The 19,336-nt window shown below is 57.0% G+C and carries 17 protein-coding genes and 2 tRNA genes; 11 read left to right on the top strand and 8 right to left on the bottom strand.

The features are described 5' to 3' along the window. Positions 1–125 precede the first annotated feature (125 nt). From GOB90_RS08585 to GOB90_RS08600, 4 genes are all read right to left on the bottom strand, one after another. A complete protein-coding gene (locus GOB90_RS08585) occupies positions 126–2,960 on the bottom strand; it encodes a Hint domain-containing protein (protein ID WP_146889448.1) in 2,835 nt (944 codons plus the stop codon). A 439-nt stretch (positions 2,961–3,399) separates the two neighbouring features. After that, on the bottom strand, positions 3,400–4,278 hold the full coding sequence (locus GOB90_RS08590; protein ID WP_146889443.1) for a glycosyltransferase family 2 protein: 879 nt from the start codon (positions 4,276–4,278) through the stop codon (positions 3,400–3,402). A gap of 29 nt (positions 4,279–4,307) precedes the next feature. Further along, positions 4,308–6,281, bottom strand: coding sequence for a glycosyltransferase (locus GOB90_RS08595; protein ID WP_146889440.1), 1,974 nt, complete (start codon positions 6,279–6,281; stop codon positions 4,308–4,310). A 167-nt stretch (positions 6,282–6,448) separates the two neighbouring features. After that, a complete protein-coding gene (locus GOB90_RS08600) occupies positions 6,449–6,925 on the bottom strand; it encodes a methylated-DNA--[protein]-cysteine S-methyltransferase (RefSeq protein ID WP_146889514.1) in 477 nt (158 codons plus the stop codon). A 95-nt stretch (positions 6,926–7,020) separates the two neighbouring features. Here GOB90_RS08600 and mnmE point away from each other — a divergent pair, with 95 nt between their 5' ends. The 9 genes from mnmE (at position 7,021) to GOB90_RS08645 (ending at position 14,802) form a co-directional block, all read left to right on the top strand. After that, positions 7,021–8,352, top strand: coding sequence for a tRNA uridine-5-carboxymethylaminomethyl(34) synthesis GTPase MnmE (gene mnmE / locus GOB90_RS08605; RefSeq protein WP_261765980.1), 1,332 nt, complete (start codon positions 7,021–7,023; stop codon positions 8,350–8,352). A 13-nt stretch (positions 8,353–8,365) separates the two neighbouring features. Continuing rightward, positions 8,366–10,228, top strand: a complete 1,863-nt coding sequence (gene mnmG, locus GOB90_RS08610) for a tRNA uridine-5-carboxymethylaminomethyl(34) synthesis enzyme MnmG (RefSeq protein ID WP_146889434.1) — start codon at positions 8,366–8,368, stop codon at positions 10,226–10,228. Beyond that, positions 10,228–10,824 (top strand): 16S rRNA (guanine(527)-N(7))-methyltransferase RsmG, encoded by a 597-nt coding sequence (rsmG, locus tag GOB90_RS08615; protein ID WP_146889431.1) that lies wholly within the window; start codon positions 10,228–10,230, stop codon positions 10,822–10,824. Before mnmG ends, rsmG begins: the two co-directional genes overlap by 1 nt. Further along, positions 10,817–11,656 carry a ParA family protein gene (locus tag GOB90_RS08620; RefSeq protein WP_146889428.1) on the top strand — a complete coding sequence of 280 codons (840 nt, stop codon included), beginning with the start codon at positions 10,817–10,819 and terminating at the stop codon, positions 11,654–11,656. The genes rsmG and GOB90_RS08620 overlap by 8 nt, the downstream gene beginning before the upstream one ends. Before the next feature lie 8 nt (positions 11,657–11,664). Further along, a complete protein-coding gene (locus GOB90_RS08625; RefSeq protein ID WP_146889425.1) occupies positions 11,665–12,558 on the top strand; it encodes a ParB/RepB/Spo0J family partition protein in 894 nt (297 codons plus the stop codon). A gap of 86 nt (positions 12,559–12,644) precedes the next feature. Further along, positions 12,645–12,720, top strand: a tRNA-Lys gene (locus GOB90_RS08630). A 106-nt stretch (positions 12,721–12,826) separates the two neighbouring features. Then, the gene (locus GOB90_RS08635; RefSeq protein WP_146889422.1) at positions 12,827–13,216 is read left to right on the top strand and encodes a hypothetical protein; all 390 of its coding nucleotides are present in this window, start codon (positions 12,827–12,829) and stop codon (positions 13,214–13,216) included. 152 nt (positions 13,217–13,368) lie between these two features. Then, entirely contained in the window at positions 13,369–14,100 is a 732-nt protein-coding gene (locus tag GOB90_RS08640) for an SDR family NAD(P)-dependent oxidoreductase (protein WP_146889419.1), read from the top strand. A 396-nt stretch (positions 14,101–14,496) separates the two neighbouring features. Then, positions 14,497–14,802, top strand: a complete 306-nt coding sequence (locus GOB90_RS08645; protein ID WP_146889414.1) for a hypothetical protein — start codon at positions 14,497–14,499, stop codon at positions 14,800–14,802. A 168-nt stretch (positions 14,803–14,970) separates the two neighbouring features. On the opposite strand, the gene GOB90_RS08650 is transcribed toward GOB90_RS08645, so the two are convergent. The 4 genes from GOB90_RS08650 to hemE all read right to left on the bottom strand — a co-directional run bounded on the left by GOB90_RS08650 (position 14,971) and on the right by hemE (position 17,899). Continuing rightward, positions 14,971–15,480 (bottom strand): Spy/CpxP family protein refolding chaperone, encoded by a 510-nt coding sequence (locus tag GOB90_RS08650; RefSeq protein WP_146889410.1) that lies wholly within the window; start codon positions 15,478–15,480, stop codon positions 14,971–14,973. A 163-nt stretch (positions 15,481–15,643) separates the two neighbouring features. Continuing rightward, a complete protein-coding gene (gene hemJ / locus GOB90_RS08655; RefSeq protein WP_146889406.1) occupies positions 15,644–16,093 on the bottom strand; it encodes a protoporphyrinogen oxidase HemJ in 450 nt (149 codons plus the stop codon). Continuing rightward, positions 16,090–16,788, bottom strand: coding sequence for an HAD family hydrolase (locus GOB90_RS08660; RefSeq protein ID WP_146889403.1), 699 nt, complete (start codon positions 16,786–16,788; stop codon positions 16,090–16,092). The genes hemJ and GOB90_RS08660 overlap by 4 nt, the downstream gene beginning before the upstream one ends. A gap of 1 nt (position 16,789) precedes the next feature. After that, positions 16,790–17,899 carry a uroporphyrinogen decarboxylase gene (gene hemE / locus GOB90_RS08665; protein WP_146889400.1) on the bottom strand — a complete coding sequence of 370 codons (1,110 nt, stop codon included), beginning with the start codon at positions 17,897–17,899 and terminating at the stop codon, positions 16,790–16,792. A gap of 366 nt (positions 17,900–18,265) precedes the next feature. Between hemE and GOB90_RS08670 the strand changes: the two genes are divergently transcribed. Then, on the top strand, positions 18,266–18,925 hold the full coding sequence (locus GOB90_RS08670) for a Maf family protein (RefSeq protein WP_146889397.1): 660 nt from the start codon (positions 18,266–18,268) through the stop codon (positions 18,923–18,925). Between the two features lie 90 nt (positions 18,926–19,015). Beyond that, positions 19,016–19,091, top strand: a tRNA-Ala gene (locus GOB90_RS08675). The last annotated feature ends 245 nt before the right edge of the window (positions 19,092–19,336 follow it).

Below are 19,336 nucleotides of genomic sequence, written 5' to 3' on the forward strand. Positions count from 1 at the left end.
AAAGGGGCTCAGTTTCTTTGATCCCGGTTTGTCCGGTCTTTTTGGAAAGTCTGTCAGCGCACAAAAAAGCCGTGACGGGGTTTATCCCGTCACGGCTTTTCAGAGAGGCCTGCTTTTTCTGAAGATCAGGCGCAGAGGCGAACCGGCTCTTCAGATGTCTCGATGATATAGGGACCCGCCGCGACGATGTGGATTGTCAGCAGGTTCTTCTTTCCCGGCGTGCGCGTGCCGAGATCCAGTACCGCATCACCTGCTGTCCAGCGCATGTTTCCTTCAATGCCATGCCAGCCGACGGTCGTGCTGCCATCCAGATGGCTGCGGATCGCACGATGCGCGCCGCCATCCAGCAGGGTGACATCGCTGACCAGGACACCAAGGCGGCGACGGTCATCGAGGAACGGTCCGACAACGTCCGCCGGACGGCTTGCGCGCGACAGAATCCGGATCTGCGAGATGTTCTCCGGCAGTTCCAGCGTGAACACGCCGTCCTTTTCGTTGAAACGCCGCAGGGCGGTACCCTGCAGTGTTTCGAACCGGAGGTCCGCCTTGCGGGTCGTGGCAGGGCGGCCCGGCATGGCCAGAGACAGAACGCCCGTTGCGCGGGCGACGATACGCTGGAAGATCGGCTCAACCTGATCGCGCTGTGTCAGAAGCGGGGCTGCCGCATCGTCCGCCCAGTTCAGATGACGCGAGACCAGGGACACCACGGCGCCCGATGAGAACGTGCGGCGGTGACCTGTATCGAGATAGCTCTCGGTCGGTGTGTTGTTCGCGACGATCACACTGTGCTGCGCGGTTTCGATGTGGAAGTAGCGGTATTCCGTGATCGACCGGTCATAAAAGATGCTGGCGCCGTTGACGAGCATGCGCACCGGCACGAAGCCACCGTCAGCAAACAGGCAATGCTCGGCCGTGACCAGGAGGTCACGGGACGGGACATTCTCCGCGATCGCGTCTTTCAGAATACGCACAGGGTATCCGGCTTCGCTATCGGGCAGCGTCGGGTTGACGGCCGTATCGCAGTAGCCGGTCCAGACAACCGGGCGCAGGGTTTCACCTGCGTTCGCGACAACCAGCTGATCGCCGGCCACCAGATCCTCAACGGCGACATCACCGCGATCGGTGCGGATCAGTGAGCCGGCGAGGAAGCAGGCATCGCTGGATGCGGTTGTGATCAGCCAGTCGCCATAGGCGTCCTGGGTGAAGGACGCGGTGCCGGGCACGAAGCCGGCCGCAAGGTTCACATGGCTCAGCACGTCGGTCGTGCCGTTGCTGAGGCCGATGGTCAGCGTGTAGCTGCCGTTGCTGTTTTCCGTATAAACCGCTGAGACGGGGCTGGCTCCGACATCGGCGTCGATGGCGAACTGCGTGTTGGCGCTCACATTGTTGAAGACGGTTTCGACATCGGTCGAATTGCCGCTCAGCACGATCGTATTGTGCGAGTTATCGAAGTTGATCGTACTGGTGTTGCCGTACAGCGCCGTATAGAGCGTGCTGTTGTCGTTGAGGTTGATCGTCGGCAGATCGACTTCAATCGAACTGGCGGGCGTGCCGAAGGTGGAGTTGTCGAGTGTCAGCGTGCCGCTACCGGAGAGGTGATCGCTGTCAACGACGACATTGCCGTCGTTATTTTCGATTGTGAGCGTGCCATCGATCGCGCTGACGCCGCCGAGCTCCACGCGGGCGGCTGTATCGATGATCAGCTGACCGTTATCGCGCACTTCGACACCGGCGGTGGAGAAGACGTAGCTGTCCGGATTGATCCCGGCGGGGGCCGTGATGGTCAGTGTCGCGTTGCTGAGCACCGAGAGGCTGACAAACTGCTGTGCGTTCGCCTGATCATAGACGACATACAGCGGATCGTCCGCCGTGCCCTGCAGGGTGCCCTGGTAACAGCTGTCGGATTGCGGGACGGCCCCGAGTTCCCAGTTGCTTGCATTCGACCATTCGGCGGGGCTGGTCGCCGTGCCTGTTCCCGTGAAATGGTCGTTCGCGACGGATGTGTGATTGACATATCCGGTGGTCGTGTACTGCGACGTATCGCCGCCGGCCTGTTCGGCGGCTGTTGCGACCTGCTGCAACTGTTCGTGAGTGGCAGACGTCGTGTAATCCGTTGTCGTGGATGCGGCGTTCAGATCCGTAATGATATAGTCACCGGCCGCGTCCTGGGAGATGCTCGCGGTGCCGGGAACGAAGCCGCTGGCCACGGTAACATCCGACAGGGTCAGCGCATTTCCGTTCGACATGGAAATGACGAGAGAATAGGTGCCGTTGCTGTTCTCCGAGAACGCCGCACTGACGGGCGTGACGCCGTCATCGCCGTTTATGGCGAAGTGAGAATTTTCGGATACACCATAGACTGGCGTAGTGATGGTCGATTCCGTTCCCTGCAGGACCAGCGTATTGCTGGTTGCCGGGTCGAATGTGACCGATGCACCTGACGCATACCATCCGGCGTAGAATGTGCTGCCGCCCTGCAGCGTGACATTCATGTCGGGAACGCTGATGGGTGTTTCCGCGCTGCCGAGCGTGGAATTCACCAGGTTAAGCTGGCCGTCACCGCTCAGTCTGTTGCCATCCAGAACCACGTTACCCGGGTTATCTATGATGGTGATCGTGCCGCCCCGGTTCTCGGTGTACATTCCGAGTTCGACGGGGGACGACGTATCGATGATCAGCTGACCGGTGGGTGCGATTTCCATAGCATATGTGGAAAACACATAACCGGAATCGGATGAATCGGTGGTCGCCGTGACTTTGAGTGTCGCGTAATCGCCGATGGACAGGGAGGAGATCTGACCATACGAGTCGCCATTTGCCACAGCGACGACCGGGTCGCTTGCGGCGCCGGTGATATTCGTATTCTGGCAGGTGTGACTCTGAGGCAGATCACCGTTGTCCCAGTTTGCGGGGTCGTAAAAATCGTCAGAAGAAGAGCCGTTCCAGCTTGCTGTTGTCATGTCTCAGGAGACCTTATCCATCCGGAACCTGTCACGCTTAACTCTTCCCGGAAAACCGATTTTCGGGACGACCTGCGGGACGGGGCGAGATGTTTGTTAAGCATTAAGCTGAAGTATTGTACACTAATTATTAACCTTTATCAATTCGACTTCATTCTATTTGGTTTTATGTAAAATTAGCGGCATTCCGCTACTCAGGCGAAATCACAGGCTTTTGCAGAGGCTGCCACGAAGCAACAGCCTTATTTTGACACGCTTATTTTCATGAATAAAAAACAAACACATTGCTAATAAATATTAAGCCTTCGTGAAATCAGAATTTAATCAAAGGTCTTATTTTGACACACTGGTGTGATATTAATTTTTATCTATATAATGAGATATATATCGGAGCATTTCCCCCTTCCCGGGCTGTCGTTTTCAGCCTGGATTAATGTTTTTATCTTACAACTGTATGGTGAGTCTTTTCTGATGCGGCTTCTGAAGCAGCCTTGGAGAAGTAGCCTTCCACCCGGCCTGCCAGCACCCTCAGATAATATGCGCCATAATCGGATCGTCTGCGGAACTGGTTCAGAACAAGTCCACCGAGAGGTCGGATGAAAAAGATCATCACAAGAGAGAGCGGGGCTTCGTTCTTCCGTAAAGCGTATCCCATGCCGCGACCATAACTTCTGGCCCGGCTTCGGCCGACTTCATCGGATTTGTCCGGATGCATGACCAGCAGATCGGCATCAAAATATCCATTCGCTCCGCTGCGTAAAAGACGCAGGCCCAGATCCTGACCTTCGGCGGCAACAAAACGGCACCCGGGCCCCATGGCGGTATCGAAACCGCCGACCGCGTTATACAGATCGCGGCGAATGAACATGTTGAATTCGATAAGACCGATCCAGATATTTTTCTGATTCAGCTTCGTGCTTTTCTGCAGCCAGCGACCCATCCGGGTTTTGTGGCCCTCACAGTTGATCACGCTGCCTGTCAGAAATCCGAGATCCGGATTCTTACGGAACGCTTCATCAACATGACTGAGTGTGTCGGGCAGATAGAGGCAATCGTCATCAGGAAATGCGATAATATCTCCGGATGCCTGAGCAGCGCCGACTGCACAGGCATAGCGACACTGTCTGATATCACTGCGAATGTGCAGCAAAGGGAGACGTGACGCATATTCGCCTATTACGTTGTCGTAAAGATTGCTGCCACTCTGGTCTACAATGATCACTTCCAGATCGGTAAACGACTGCTGGCACAACCCGTCCAGAAATATTTCCAGGCTGTCGGGTCTGTTCAGGGTGGGGATAACCAGAGAAAACCGCATAGGGGAAACAGTGCGCTCAATTCATTAAGTCAGATACAATTTATGCGTTCAGGATCAAGTCGTCCGAGCACAAGATCGCGCCATGCTCTCCAGTTGCCATTCCTTCGACCGCGCCGGTCGATCCAGGATTCCGGATGAAAACTGCGGACCAGATTGATTAACGTATGGCGTCCGGCGCTTCTGAGCGCGCGCTCCCACGGGTATGTGCCTTTGCGCGCCATATAGACCGGATTGGCGATCTGTGAATATCCCAGTCTTACACCGGATGTTTTCCCGCTCTTGCTCCCCAGATGCACACCGGCTGCGGCATCCGCGCGGACGATGCGGCCGTGAGGCAGCAATCGGCGGGAAAAATCAATATCTTCATACCAGGCATAAAGCGGCAGTTTTTCATCGAAGCGGAGGTCGAGCCGTCTGATTGCATCAAGCCGGAACGCCATATTGCAGCCATACGTATTGAACGCATCTGTTATACCCGCGGCTGGATCAGGGAGCACCTGCTCCAGCCGGTCTCTGGCATATTCAACAGAATAGCCAGGTCCCTGAGCGCCGTCTGCCAGGACGTTTCCGGTCATCCCGAGAATATGTGAATCCTGTCGGAACGTCCTGATAATCGCCTCGATATAATCGGCCTGAGGGAAAAAATCATCATCAAAAAACAGGACAATATCCCCGTTGTCTGAATGATCCAGGATCACATTGCGCTGTGCCGGCAGGCCCCGGCTGCCCTGCAGCAGGACGAGGCGTATCCCGGGCAGCAGATCCGGTGAAATACCATCAATATCAGCGGGGTTTCGGTAACAGACGACAACGGCTGCCGGGCGGACTGTCTGGCTGCCAATATCCGAGAGTAAGGCTTTCAGAATTGCGGCGCGTCCGGATGTCGCTATTCCTACAATAACAGTGGGCTGATCGGGCAATACCGGCATCGGGTCCGACAGACCCGTCAGTTCACGCGAAAGAGAGACAAGCTGTCCTGCGCCGGCCTCTGCATTGATACAGTCACGCATACGCTGCTGGCCGTGTTCCGTTCTCACCTGTGCGGCCAGAGGGTCCGTCTGGATCGTGCGGATAGCGGAAACGAGAGCTTCCGGTTTTTGCGGGGGAAAACTGATCAGGCAGCGATCATCAAAATAGTCACTCAGGCCACCGCAGTCCGGGGCAATGACCGGAACGCCCCGGATAAGGGCTTCTTGAATGATTGTGAGTCCTGATGTCTGCTTATCGGGGAGAAACGGCACGATGACCATATCCGACTGGTCGTACAATTTTACCAGGCTGTCGTCATCCCGGGCGCGAACGAGTTCCACATTATGAGCCTGCTTCGCAGCCAGATGTGCGGCATGTGTGTGGCTGGCAAGCAGAAAACGGATATGCGGAAGGGATTTTGCGGCTTCACACAATGTCTTCCAGTCGCAGTCCTCATCACTGCCGATTGCAAGCACCGTCAGAGTTTTGCCTTTGCATGTTTCTCTGGCAGGCGACATTTCATCGGCCCTGATTCCGAACCGGACCTGCTCGACACGAAGAGCCGGAAACAGAACGCGGGCGGCCTCCCTGTTCAGAACAGAATGAACCGTGAGAATATCGAGCTGTTTCAGAAGCCATCTCGCCAGCATGCGTCTGAGCGCTGGCAGACGGTCCCACCGATCAATCAGCCGGATGGCCTGACCGATCGTCTTCGGACGGCGCTGCGGGCGGAGTAATTTCAGTAACAACAGGACGGCAAAAGTCTGTGACTCCGTTTGGGCCCACACGACATCCGCATTCAGTATTCCGGCCCTGTTTCTCCAGGCCTGGAGAAAATCAAATCCCAGCACGGCGCGCGCGCCGTAACGCCGCAATTTCTGAAACGGATTTTCCGGCTGATCCCTGGAACAGATAATCGACACTGTGTCGGAACTGGGCTGCTCCTCGTTTACACCAGGGATAAGGCCTTTATTCCATCGCTGCCGCCAGCTCGTTCCGCCAACACCGTAAGCCGGCAGCACAAAGATTTTCATATCAATACACGCCTGAAAATATAGATCTGTTTATCTCTGACATTTCAAAGCACTGCCCGGGACTCTCAGGAACAGCAAGTCTTATTCTTTCGGAGCAGAAACGCATCACAATGCAACATCTCCGCCGGAATGAACCCGGGGAAACCGGATATTTGCTGATGGTAGCATCAGGACCCGGACGGCTCCATATGCGGATGAACCGGCCGCGCGCCTTCAAATTCGAGCAGCCATATCTTGTCATCAATCCCGCCGTCGCCGGAATATCCTCCCATAGAACGGGCCGCGACGACCCTGTGACAGGGGATAAGGATCGGAATGGGATTTCGCCCGACAGCCTGTCCGACCGAACGGGGGGAACCGCCTGCCTCAGATGCGATACTGCTATACGTCCGGACCTCGCCAGTCGGGATTTGCAATAAAATCTCCCAGACCTTTTTCTGATAAGGAGTTCCTTCAGGTTTCAGCGGAAACGGGAAGGCCCCTTCAGGCTTGTCGAACCATGCATGCAGCCATGCCCTGGCGGCCACCAGCAGTTCCGTTTCTGTCTGATCCCGCCCCCAGCCCCAATCGAGGGCAATAATGGCGCCATCCTCTTCCGACAACGTGAGTGGCCCCAGAGGCGAATGAAGCGAAAGCTGAGGCATTGTTCCGACCTTGCATGTCACTGAAAAAGTCATGACATGTTAGCATCTTTGTGCCTGCAATGCCGACCCGTCAAACGGAATTACATTTCTTGTCCATACCCTTACCTGATTCTCGTCCGACGGGTCTTGAACCTGTTTTCGCACTCGCCACAGGAAACGGGCGTGCTGCTATCGCGATCATGCGGGTCAGTGGCGAAGGCAGCGGGGATATTCTGAGGAAATTATCGGGGAAACTGCCGCCGCCACGTCGGGCTGCGCTCCTCGGCCTCTGGCGGGATGCGGCGTCCGGCGAAGATCATCTCGATGACGCGCTGGTTCTCTGGTTTCCGTCTCCGAACAGTTATACCGGCGAAGACAGCTTCGAACTACATCTCCATGCCGGTCCGGCGGTGATTTCCGCCGTTGCCGATGCACTCGTCGAAGCCGGCGCCCGTCCGGCTGAACCGGGTGAGTTCACCCGGCGCGCTTTCATGCACGGGCGCATCGATCTGACCGAAGCTGAAGGAATCGCTGATCTCATTGCCTCGGAGACCGAAGCGCAGCGTCGTCAGGCACTGTCTCAGGTCGATGGCGCGCTGAGCACGCTTTATCGCGGCTGGGCCGATCGCCTCAGGATTATTCTCGCGCAACAGGAAGCTCTGATCGACTTTCCCGATGAGGATCTTCCGCCCGAAGTGGAAGAAGGTCTTCTGGCTGAAATCGCGGCTCTGAACGATGAAATCACGACTCATCTTTCTGACGGAAACCGGGGTGAGCGGATTCGTCGCGGGCTGGTTTTTGCGATCGCAGGGCCGCCCAATGCCGGCAAATCCAGTCTTCTCAACTGGCTCGTCGGGCGCGATGCCGCCATCGTTTCATCCGTTGCCGGCACGACGCGGGATGCCATCGAGATCGCCATCGTTCTGGCGGGCACTAAAATCACCATCGTGGATACGGCCGGACTGCGTGAGACGACAGACCCGGTCGAGGCCGAGGGTGTCAGAAGAGCGATGTTTCACGTGGAACATTCTGATGGCGTGATTCAGATGTTTGAGGCTGGTGATGCGCCCGACTTCCTGCTCCCCGATGCCATCGCCGTCTGTAATAAGATTGATCTTCACCCCGCTCCTGCCGTAATCAGGGACACGCCTGTCTCCGGGATCAGCATCAGAACCGGAGAAGGACTTTCACATTTTCAGGCGACACTTGAGACAAAAGTTCGGGCGCTCACCGCTGGCAGCGGCGGACCGCCGCTGACCCGGGCGCGCCACCGCGCCGCGGCCGAAGAAGCCAGGACGAGTCTGGAGGCGGCTTTGCGGCTCGACTGGCCGGAGATGCGCGGCGAGGAACTGCGTCTGGCCATGCGGGCTCTGGGGCGGCTGACCGGGGAAGTGGGCGTGGAAGACATACTGGATACGGTCTTCGGACAGTTCTGCATCGGGAAGTAAGGGAACGGACACCATGAAGACGCGATTCGACGTTATTGTCGTCGGAGGAGGTCACGCCGGCTGTGAAGCGGCAGCGGCGGCGGCGCGCTGTGGTGCCGACACTCTTCTGCTGACCCAGCGTCGCGACACGATCGGTGCCATGTCCTGTAATCCGGCTATCGGAGGCATTGGCAAGGGGCATCTCGTCCGCGAGATCGATGCGCTGGATGGCATTATGGGACGCGCGGCGGATGCTGCCGGTATTCATTTCAAACTTCTTAATCGCTCCAAAGGTCCTGCTGTTCATGGCCCTCGCGCTCAGGCTGATCGGGGACTCTATCGTCAGGCTGTCAATGATCTGCTGGACGGGACTGACAACCTCACGATTGAGAAAGGTCTGGCGGATGACCTTCTTCTTGCGCCGGACGGGTCGGTCTCGGGTGTTGTCTGCGAAGACGGAACCACACTGCATGCGCCTTCCGTTGTTATTGCCGCCGGAACATTTCTGCGTGGTGTGATCCATTTTGGGCATGTGTCCGAGCCAGCGGGGCGTGTTGGCGATCGCCCCGCCAATGCGCTGGGACTGCGACTGGAAGCGCTTGGTCTCCCGATGGGGCGTCTCAAGACCGGGACGCCGGCCCGTCTTGATCGCGGCAGTATTGACTGGGAGTCGTTGCCGGAAGATCGCGGCGATGCTGCTCCCGAGCCTTTTTCGCGTCTGACGGAGAGGATCACCAATCCGCAGATTTCCTGCCGGATCACGGCGACGAATGAGCGCACTCACGATATCATCCGTGAAAGTCTGCATCTTTCCGCAGTCTATGGCGGAGCGATTGCCGGACGCGGGCCACGATACTGCCCGTCCATTGAAGACAAGGTTGTGCGTTTCGCTGACCGCACATCACATCAGATTTTTCTTGAGCCTGAGGCGCTTCCGGGCAATCCGGGCGGGGATCTGGTTTATCCGAACGGCATTTCCACCAGCCTGCCGCCTGACGTTCAGGAGGCTATGATCCGGACGATTCCGGGGCTGGAAAAGGCCCGGATCGTCAGGCCGGGATATGCGGTCGAATACGATTATATCGACCCGCGGGCGCTCGCGAACACGCTGGAACTGCATGCCATTCCGGGACTGTATCTGGCGGGCCAGATCAACGGCACGACGGGCTATGAGGAAGCGGCGGCCCAGGGGCTGCTGGCAGGCATAAATGCCGCGCGTCGCGCCCGGGGGCGTACGCCCGTCACCATCGATCGCAGCGAAGCTTATATCGGCGTTATGGTGGATGACCTTGTCACGCAGGGGGTGTCGGAACCCTATCGCATGTTTACATCGCGGGCCGAATATCGCCTCACCCTGCGGGCTGACAATGCTGATCTTCGACTGACACCGCATGGAATGGCCTGGGAGTGTGTTGGTCCGGAACGGGCGCGTATTTTCACACAAATGGAAGACGCTTTGCAAAAAGCGACCGAGCAGACACGAAGCGCGACCTGGCTTCCGGCTTCTCTGGCGGAAGCCGGCATGACGGTCTCTCAGGACGGACGCCGGCGCACTCTGTTTGACGTACTGGCCTCGGGAACAGATCCCGCCATTGCGGGCCGGCTAGCGCCCTGGTTTGCGGAACTTCCGCCCCGCATCCGCACGCATATCGAAACAGAAGCACGCTACAGCGGATATCTTGCAAGGCAGGCCCGCGAAATCAAACAGCTCCACACGGAATCAGCCATTACTGTCCCCGCAGGGTTTGACTTTACCTGTGTTGGAGGTCTGAGCAACGAAATGCGGGAGCGCCTGCAACGCGCGCGTCCTGCAAATTTCGCGGCGGCACAGCGTATTCCCGGGATGACGCCGTCTGCTCTCATGGCTCTGCTGGCTCATCTGCGGCAGGCTGCGTGATGTCTTTCCAGGATCATCATCTGCCTGACGTTTCACGTGAAACGCAGGAACGGCTCGCCTGTTTCGCTGAACTTCTGACGCGCTGGACGGCCCGTATCAATCTGATCTCGGCCCGGGATGTTCCTCATCTGTGGGAACGCCATATCCGGGATTGCCTGCAACTTGTCCCGCTGGTGGAAAAAGGCACACGGATAACCGATCTGGGCTCGGGTGGCGGCTTCCCCGGTATAATACTTGCCATTGCGGCGGACGCGGATGTGACCCTGATCGAATCCGACCGGCGCAAGGCTGCTTTTCTGAGAGAAGCCAGCCGGGTCACGGGCTGCCGGACACGCGTTCTGGATCAGCGGATTGAAAACGTTGAGATTTTACCGGCACCGGTCGTAACAGCCCGCGCGCTGGCCAGCCTCTCACAGCTTCTGAGCTGGACTGAGAAATTACTGGTGCCGGATGGGTATGCCCTCTTTCTTAAGGGAGAACATGCGCCGGATGAGTTGACCGACGCCGCGCGCGACTGGCACATGTCAGTCAGTCAAATTCCCGGCCGCACATCAGGCGGCGTCATCCTGAAAATAAGTGACATCCGGCGTGTCTGAATCCTCGCATACCAGCAAGACAAAAACCGATAATCGCTCCGCAAGGGAGCCGAAACGCGCCGTTATCCTTGCAATCGCAAATCAGAAAGGCGGCGTTGGAAAGACCACGACGGCCATCAATCTGGCTGCAGCTCTGGCCCAGGAGGGCAGCCGGGTTGTGCTCATAGATATGGACCCGCAGGGAAATGCCTCAACGGGGCTCGGCGTGGAGTACAACGCCAGAAAACTTGGTTCTTACGCACTGCTCATGGGCGAGAAGGATGCACTCTCGCTCCTGCAACCTTCAAGCATCGATCATCTTCAGCTCATTTCCGCCGATACCGAACTCGTCGGGGCGGAGATCGAACTGATCGGCGTCGATAATCGGGAACAGCGTCTGAAAAATGTAATCGGGCCTCTGCTTGAGAGTAACGATTATATCCTGATCGACTGTCCGCCCAGTCTGGGCCTGCTGACGCTCAACGCTCTGGTGGCGGCTGACGGGGTTATCGCGCCTCTGCAATGCGAGTTTTTCGCGCTGGAAGGCATCAGCCATCTGACCCGTACGATCGGGCATATCCGGCGGCAGTTCAATCCGGCGCTCCGGACGACGGGCATCGTGCTGACCATGTATGACCGGCGGAATAATCTGTCAGAGCTTGTCGCCGCCGATGCCCGCAGCTTTTTCGGTGATGCGGTGATGGAAACGGTCATCCCGCGTAATATCCGTATTTCCGAGGCGCAGAGCCATGGCACGCCGGTGATGTCCTATGATCCGCGCTCCAGTGGCGCGGCCTCCTATCTCGCCCTTGCCAGTGAATTACGGTCCCGTCTGACCGGCCAGACAAGCTGAGGTCCCGCGTGAGCACGAACAAGACCCCTCCCCGTCCCCGCCTTGGCCGCGGGCTTGCCGCTCTTCTTGGCGATCAGCCCCCGGCGGCGGCAGCGCCTCGCGGGCAGGGATCGGCCGGAGGCAGCATCAGCTCCCTTCCGATTGAATCTCTGGAGCCGAGCCCGTTTCAGCCGCGCCAGATCATGGAGCCAGAAGCTCTGTCTGAACTGGCTGAGTCGATCCGCGCCCGTGGTGTTCTGCAACCGCTGCTTGCCCGTCCGCACCCGGAAAAGCCGGGGGTTTATCAGATCATTGGCGGAGAACGTCGCTGGCGGGCCTCGCAGCAGGCCGGGTTGCATGAAATCCCGGTTCTTGTACGCGATCTTGATGATTCCGATGCCATGGCGGCAGCGCTTGTCGAGAATCTTCAGCGGGCTGATCTTAATCCGATGGAAGAAGCGGAGGGGTTCAGTCGCCTTATTGAAGACTATCGACTGACGCAGGATGAACTTGCCCGGGCGATTGGAAAATCCAGGCCACATATCACTAACACGCTGCGTCTGCTTCGGCTGCCGCCCGCGCTGCGGCAAGATGTGACACAGGGGAAACTATCCGCCGGACACGCGCGAGCCCTGCTCGGACATCCTGATCCTGTTGCCGCTGCACGGGAGGTCATTGCCAGGGATCTTTCCGTTCGTCAGACAGAAGCGCTGGTGCAGAAGGCTAATAAGGTGCCGGCGGCAGATCCCGCAAAACCTGCCCGTGAACGGCGCGATCCTGAGATTGCCATGCTTGAGCGGGATCTTTCTGCAAGGCTTGGGCTCCAGGTGCAGGTTCAGTTTGACGGAAAAGGCGGGTCAATCCGTTTTTCCTATCGCACTCTGGATCAGCTTGATTCTCTTCTGGCTCTTCTCAACAGATAAATCCTCAGCAATGCTTGCGCTTGGTGGACGCCGCTGGTAAAACCGCGCCTGTCGCCGTGCCATATCGCCGGTGTCCTGAAAATCCTGGGCGCATAGCTCAGTTGGTAGAGCAGCTGACTCTTAATCAGCGGGTCCAAGGTTCGAGCCCTTGTGCGCCCACCAGGATTTCTCCTCAAAATTGATGATCGTTTCTGTAAATATCGGCTGGCCTTACTGAAGCAGACGCTATGTTTTACGCGTCTGATTATCATTGGAAAGGATGCAGATAATGGACATACAGACGATCGACCAGGCCTATAACCAGCTTCAGACGCAGGCCGGACAATCCACGCAGGCTTTGCAGATCCTTGCCGGCAAACTTCAGACTGCGGCCGGCAATGGTGACACGCAGGCGCGTGAGTGGCTGCTCGATCTTCGTGAAGTCGCTCTGTCATTCCAGGCAGAGCAGCAGCAGGTTACGGCCCTGCTTCAGGCGATCCACAATAGCGTCATGCAGGAATCGGGCGCGGCCGCACCTGAAATTTCGACGCAACCTGCTCAGGCACAACCACAATCATCTGGTTTTTTCAGCAATCTTCTCAATTCCGGTTTTGGTCAGGCTGTTGCAAGCGGCGCGGGTTTCGGGATTGGCGATGATCTCGTGAAAAAGATTTTCTGATCTGACACCATCTGTTTTTTGATTTTTTTATCCGGTTACGAAATTTTGTAGTCACGTCGGCTGATATTCGATTTTTTCTGTAAATGCAGCGACTACAAAAACCTGTTTTTCATTCATGATCGGATATGTCACTGATAAAAAGGATCAGACTCATGAGTGCACCAGTTGCAATCGTAACCGGAGGAAGCCGTGGCATAGGCGCTGCCATAGCTGAGAAACTGGCGACAGACGGATTTGATATCGCGATTACCTACGCCCGGAATGCCGAAGCGGCCCGAAATATTGTGTCGAAAATTGAAGCGGCCGGACGTAAAGCCCTGGCTGTTCAGTCAGACAGCGGAAATGTCACGGATAATGCCGCTCTGGTACAGAAAGTCGTCGATAAATTCGGCAGACTTGATGCGCTCGTCTGTAATGCCGGCGCTTATCCTTATGGTGGCCCGGATACGATCACCACAGAGGATATTTCCCGTACGCTCGATCTCAACATGCGTGGTGTCATGGTTGAATCCATTCACGCTGCACGTGCCATGCAGAGCGGTGGTCGCATTATTCTGATAGGTTCTGCCTTCGGTGAACGTGTCCCCATGCCAGGTATTTCAATTTACAGCGCGACCAAGGCCGGTCTGGTCGGATTTGCAAAGGGGCTGTCACGTGATCTCGGCCCGAAGGGGATCACAGTCAATGTTGTGCAGCCGGGGCCCATCGATACCGAACTTAATCCTGCTGATGGACCAGCTGGCGATGCATTGCGTTCCGTTCTTGCCATTCCAAAATATGGTGAAGTCGCGGATGTGGCTGATCTGGTCAGTTTTCTTGCCAGCGACAGGTCATCTTATATCACCGGAGCGGCGCTGAGCGTGGATGGCGGGCTGACGGCCTGAGCTCTGCGATGACTGCGGAAAGGGGCCGGCTTTCTGTTTTCGGGGCAGATCAGAAGGCACAGAGTATTGAGTGCATACAGGTTGCCCGGGGAGGGTCCGGGTGGGTATTGAATTCCGGAATTTTGCCGCCGGTGGGTATTTGACGTGACAATGACAGTTTTAACGGAAAGTGCAGGTGCTTTTCTCAGGGCTTTGCCCTGAAGCCCACCAAAAGCCCTAGCCTTTGGAAACCGTTTAAACCGGGGGGGGATCTGAGGTCCCTGCCGGGTACGGGCAGCCTGGAACCACACACATCAGCCGGAGACGGGTAAAAGCAGGCTCTGCCTCTTACTTTAAAAAGATGTTTCATGAGCACTCTGCCTGCCATGAGGCGTCTTTCGGAGACCTTGCCTGCTTATGGATACGTCCAGCATCCTCAACGCGATTTTCAGACTGATTCCGCCGTCCTGGCTTGCCACGGCAACAGCCCTTGCATCCTTTATCATCGCTGGCTGCGCTCTGGCCTTACGTTTCTGGAAACCACCGGCGAAAAACTCACACTGGGCCATTGTGTATCGCGTGGTCAGTGCTCTGGCGCAGGCGAGAGGCTGGAATGCCAGCGCCTACCAGCCTGATCGCAAAGCCATTATGATTCCGGTTTCCACGGATCGCTCGGAAGTCGCGGAAAACCTGGGCCTGAAAGTGGATGAAACCCGGCCGTAAAATTCCACCTGGCGAAACTGAGCAGAAGAGCGCTCAGACGATCAGGTAAAAGATCGTATTTCTGAAAATTACCCGGTTTATCCATGAAAACGGGGGAAGGACCGCCCTTCCCCCGCTATCCGGAAACTATCCGGCCAGACCGGGTATAAACAAAATCAGCGTCGAAGTTCAGTTCTCGTCTTTCTTTGGGTGCTCGACGTCGTGCAACTGATTCAGCAGCGCGGAAATTTTATCATAACGATCTTTCGCCTGAGCCAGCTGTTCCGTTGTCAGAATATCATGAACCTTAACCGCGATATCCAGACGTTCGGCTTCTGCCTGTGCATGCAGAGTTGCTTCCTGCTGAGTCAGAGTCTGTAACTGTGCCGTATCGACTTTGCCTGGAGCGAGAAGGAGACTGGCCACCTGATCATGAAGCGCCTGCTCCTGCTTATGCAGATCATTCTTGTCGTCATGATTCTTTTTAAAGATCTGATGTACGGCGTCTTTCTGTTTTTTCGTCAGCTCAATGCCCTCAAGCAATGGCAGCCTGCCGGGACCACCCGGACCGAAATGGCCGGGGCCTCCTTCTCCGGGGAAAGGCGGCTGAGCCTGTGCATGGGTTCCGACACCATCAAGCGCAAAGGCACCGAGGGTGAGAACAGCCACCGGTACTATCGCCATCCAACTACGTTTCATGGTCTATCCTGTCCTGCCGACAACCAGGCCACTCCCGGTCTCGTTTCCTGACACAAGTGAACACAGAAGAGAGTGACAAAAAAACAGCGGGATTGATACGAAATGTAAGATTAGTTTTGCATTCTGCGTCCGCAGAGGACCATTCTTTAAGTTAAAGCCGGTCTCAGAACGGTTTTACCACAACCATGATGACAATAACAATCATCAGCACCGTCGGCACCTCGTTGGCCATCCGGTAGAATCGTTCCGTGTGACGATTGGCATCCCGGGCAAAATCACTCCGCCAGCGGGCACAGAAGCCGTGAAACGCAAACATTCCGGCTACCGCAGTCAGTTTTACATGCCACCATCCGGCGGACCAGTCGATCACGCCCGGGGTCAGCACGAGAAGCACGCCAAAAAGCAGAGTTGTCAGCATGGCCGGTGTCATAATCGCCCGGAGCAGCAGGCGTTCCATCACCTTGAACCGCTCGCTTTCCGGGCCGCCTGGCGTAACCTGGCAATGATAAACGAACAGGCGCGGCAGATAGAATGTTGCTGCCATCCAGGCAATCAGAGCAATGATATGAAACGCTTTCAGCCAGAGATACCAGGGCTGGAGCGCCCCGATCATGCGAACCGCTTTCTTTGCGCGGTCAGCGCCGTGGCCAGAAGAGGCGGAAATTCGGACAGCGTTTCGATCCTGACAAGTCCGGGCCAGTCCGGAGCCGGTTCATTTTTTTTCCGTAACAGAACACAGGTCATGCCCGCTATGATAGCCGCGCGGGCGCCTGTATCGCTGTCTTCCAGGACGACGCAGTTTTCAGGTTTCACCCCTTCTTCGGCTGCGGCATGCAGATAGACATCGGGCGCCGGTTTCGGGGCGTTCATATCCACCGCGGAGTGGATTCGACCTGCGAGCGTCTCCTGCAGACCGGTTGCACCGAACTTGGCATCCATCTCCGCGATGGAGGAATTGGACCCGACCCGTACCGGCAGACTGAGCGCTTTGACAGCCTCCAGCATGGCGTGGGTGCCGTCGATCACATCGACGTTCCGGCCAAATGCTTCGATAAACCGGGCTTTCAGCTGTGCCGTCCAGTCGGATGGCAGCGCGTGGCCGGTCGCCTGTTCGATCTCCTGCTTCAGGACAGGCAGGGCCTTGCCGGCGAAACGATCAACAGCGTCTTCATCGGCAACATCGAGCCCGGCCTCCCGGGCGGCCTGAGCGACAATCCGGCAGCTCGTGCTTTCGCTGTCGATCAGCACGCCGTCACAATCGAAGATAACGAGACGAAGCGATCCGTCCGGGGATAAGGCTGATGTCATGTCAGTTCACCGCTCTGATTGCCGCGATCAGTTCACCGACATGCTCCGGTGGCGTGGTCGGCAGCACGCCATGGCCGAGATTGAAGACGTGGGGACGCCCCCGGCCGGCATCGCGAATGGCAAGCGCTTCTTTCAGCATGGACTGACCGCCTGCCAGAACGGACACGGGATCGAGATTGCCCTGGAGCACGAGATCCGGGCTGACCTGTCCGGCGATGGTGGCGAAATCCGCGCCGGTATCGAGGGCCATGACGTCCACGCCTGTTTCACGCGCGTATTCCGGCGCCATTCCGCCTGCCAGACGTGGAAAACCGATGACTGGCACGCCCGGGTGACGCCGCTTCAGCTCGCTGACGATCTGCCGGGTTGCGTCGATCACATGGCGTCTGAATTCCAGTGGCGGCAGCAATCCGGCCCAGGAATCGAACAGCATCACGGCCTGCGCGCCGGCGTCGATCTGAGCCGACAGCATATCGGTGGTGGTTTCGGTCAGAAGGGCGATCAGACGGTCGAAAAGCTTCGGGTTCTGATAGGCCATCAGCCGGGTCTGCACGAACTCTTTTGAGCCGCCGCCATCGACCATGTAGCAGGCCACCGTAAACGGCGCGCCGGCGAAACCGATCAGCGTGACCGTATCGGCCTGAGCGGCTCCGACGGGCTCCCTTAACGTCCGGCGCAACCGGGATAATGTTTCCATGACCGGGGCTGTCATGTCCGGAACCCGTTTTGGATCGAGCCTGTTCAGGTCGGATTCGTTCCTGATTGCTCCCAGAACCGGACCGCGATTTTCAATGAATTCGAGAGACTGTCCCATTGCCCAGGGCAGGATGAGGATATCCGAAAACAGGATAGCGCCGTCCATGGCGAAGCGCCTGATCGGCTGAAGAGTGATTTCCGTGGCGATGTCGGGCGTCATGCAACGGGTCAGGAAATCGGCTTTTTCACGGAGGGCGCGAAATTCGGGGAGGAACCGTCCGGCCTGTCTCATCAGCCAGACCGGAGGCGGCCACATTGCTTCACCCTTCAGAGTGCGGAGGAGCCGTCTGTGTTCGTCTGTCCCGAGTTTCGTGGTCACTGTTTGTCCGCCGGTTTTTTCGATCAGTGTGCTCATCTCTAAACAAGAAAAGAGAATAAAGAAATGTTGAGTTGATAGTAGGGCCTGTGAATGACGGGGTACCCGCTGTTCCGAAAATGTACCCCATGTTTCCCCAGATGTGTACAGAATGAATGTCTTTGAAAAAACACTGTTTTTCTGAGTTATCCGGAATTACCGCCCAGGAGGCTGTGTACAACTCACCGCGTTTGGGGTTGTACCGGTTGTCCACGTTACTCGGTACCCTTCGCGCTGCTTTCCCGTACTATCCCCGTGTACCCCATCGGCGCACAAAGTACCCGCTACAGTACTCACCGAAGTACTCACGGGCCGCAGATGCGGATGTGTTTTCGAGTCGGGTTATTTTTGAAAGGCGTAAAAGGAATGATCGAATCGAGTGCCGACGAAAATGAAGTACTGACGCCTTTGAAGGCCCTTATTAGTACAGACCTTGTACTTGCGAGTGGATCTGCTGCGCGGGCGGCTTTGCTGACGGGCAGTGGTCTTCCGTTCACGGTGCAGGCTGCTGAGATTGATGAGCGTGTTCTTAAAGAGGCCGGACGCGCTGCCGGTGACACGCCCGGGACGGTTGCGCTGCGGCTGGCCGCAGCCAAGGCGCTGGACGTGTCCGGCAGGCATGCTGATCCGGACGCGGTGATTACAGGCGCTGATCAGATGCTCAGTTGTGAAGGTGTCTGGTTCGACAAGCCCGGCTCACACAGTGAGGCGCGCGATCAGCTGATGTTTCTCCGTGGCCGGACGCATTATCTGCATTCCGCTGTCGTGCTGTGTCGGGGCGAGAGTGTTTTCTGGCAGCATGTCTCGACCTGTGCGCTGACCATGCGGGCTTTCTCCGACACTTTTACTGATATGTATTTTGCGCTTGATGGCGGCGCGTGTCTGTCCTGCGTGGGCGCTTACCGGGTGGAGGGTCCCGGGGTTCATCTGTTTGAACGGATTGAAGGCGATTACAGCGCGATTCTGGGGCTTCCGATGCTGCCGTTGCTTCAGGCTTTGCGTGCGCATGGCATTCTTGCCGGGTAATCATTCCCGGATTCGGGACTTGCCAGAAAGATTTCCTCCCGCTATATCGCGCGCACTCCGACGGTATCTGCAGGGTATCTTTTCGGAAGTGGGGCCATAGCTCAGTTGGGAGAGCGCCTGAATGGCATTCAGGAGGTCGTGAGTTCGATTCTCATTGGCTCCACCAGTTCTGATCTACAATTTTCGAAATTAAACTGTCCGTGCTGACAGAAGTATATGTCTTTCGGACTCTTTCAAAAATTCTGCTCGTGGCCGTTGTGAGCCACAGGTCATGAACTCATGAGCGTTGCCGCTTAAGCCAGCGTCAGGTTCCGCTTGTCACACTACTGACGAGTGCGTGTCGCTTGGCGATCTCAACCCGATCACTCTCCGCTGCATATCATCGCTTGCAGAACCGACACGACACGCCCG

Source organism: Acetobacter oeni (assembly GCF_011516825.1).
Lineage (GTDB): Bacteria > Pseudomonadota > Alphaproteobacteria > Acetobacterales > Acetobacteraceae > Acetobacter > Acetobacter oeni.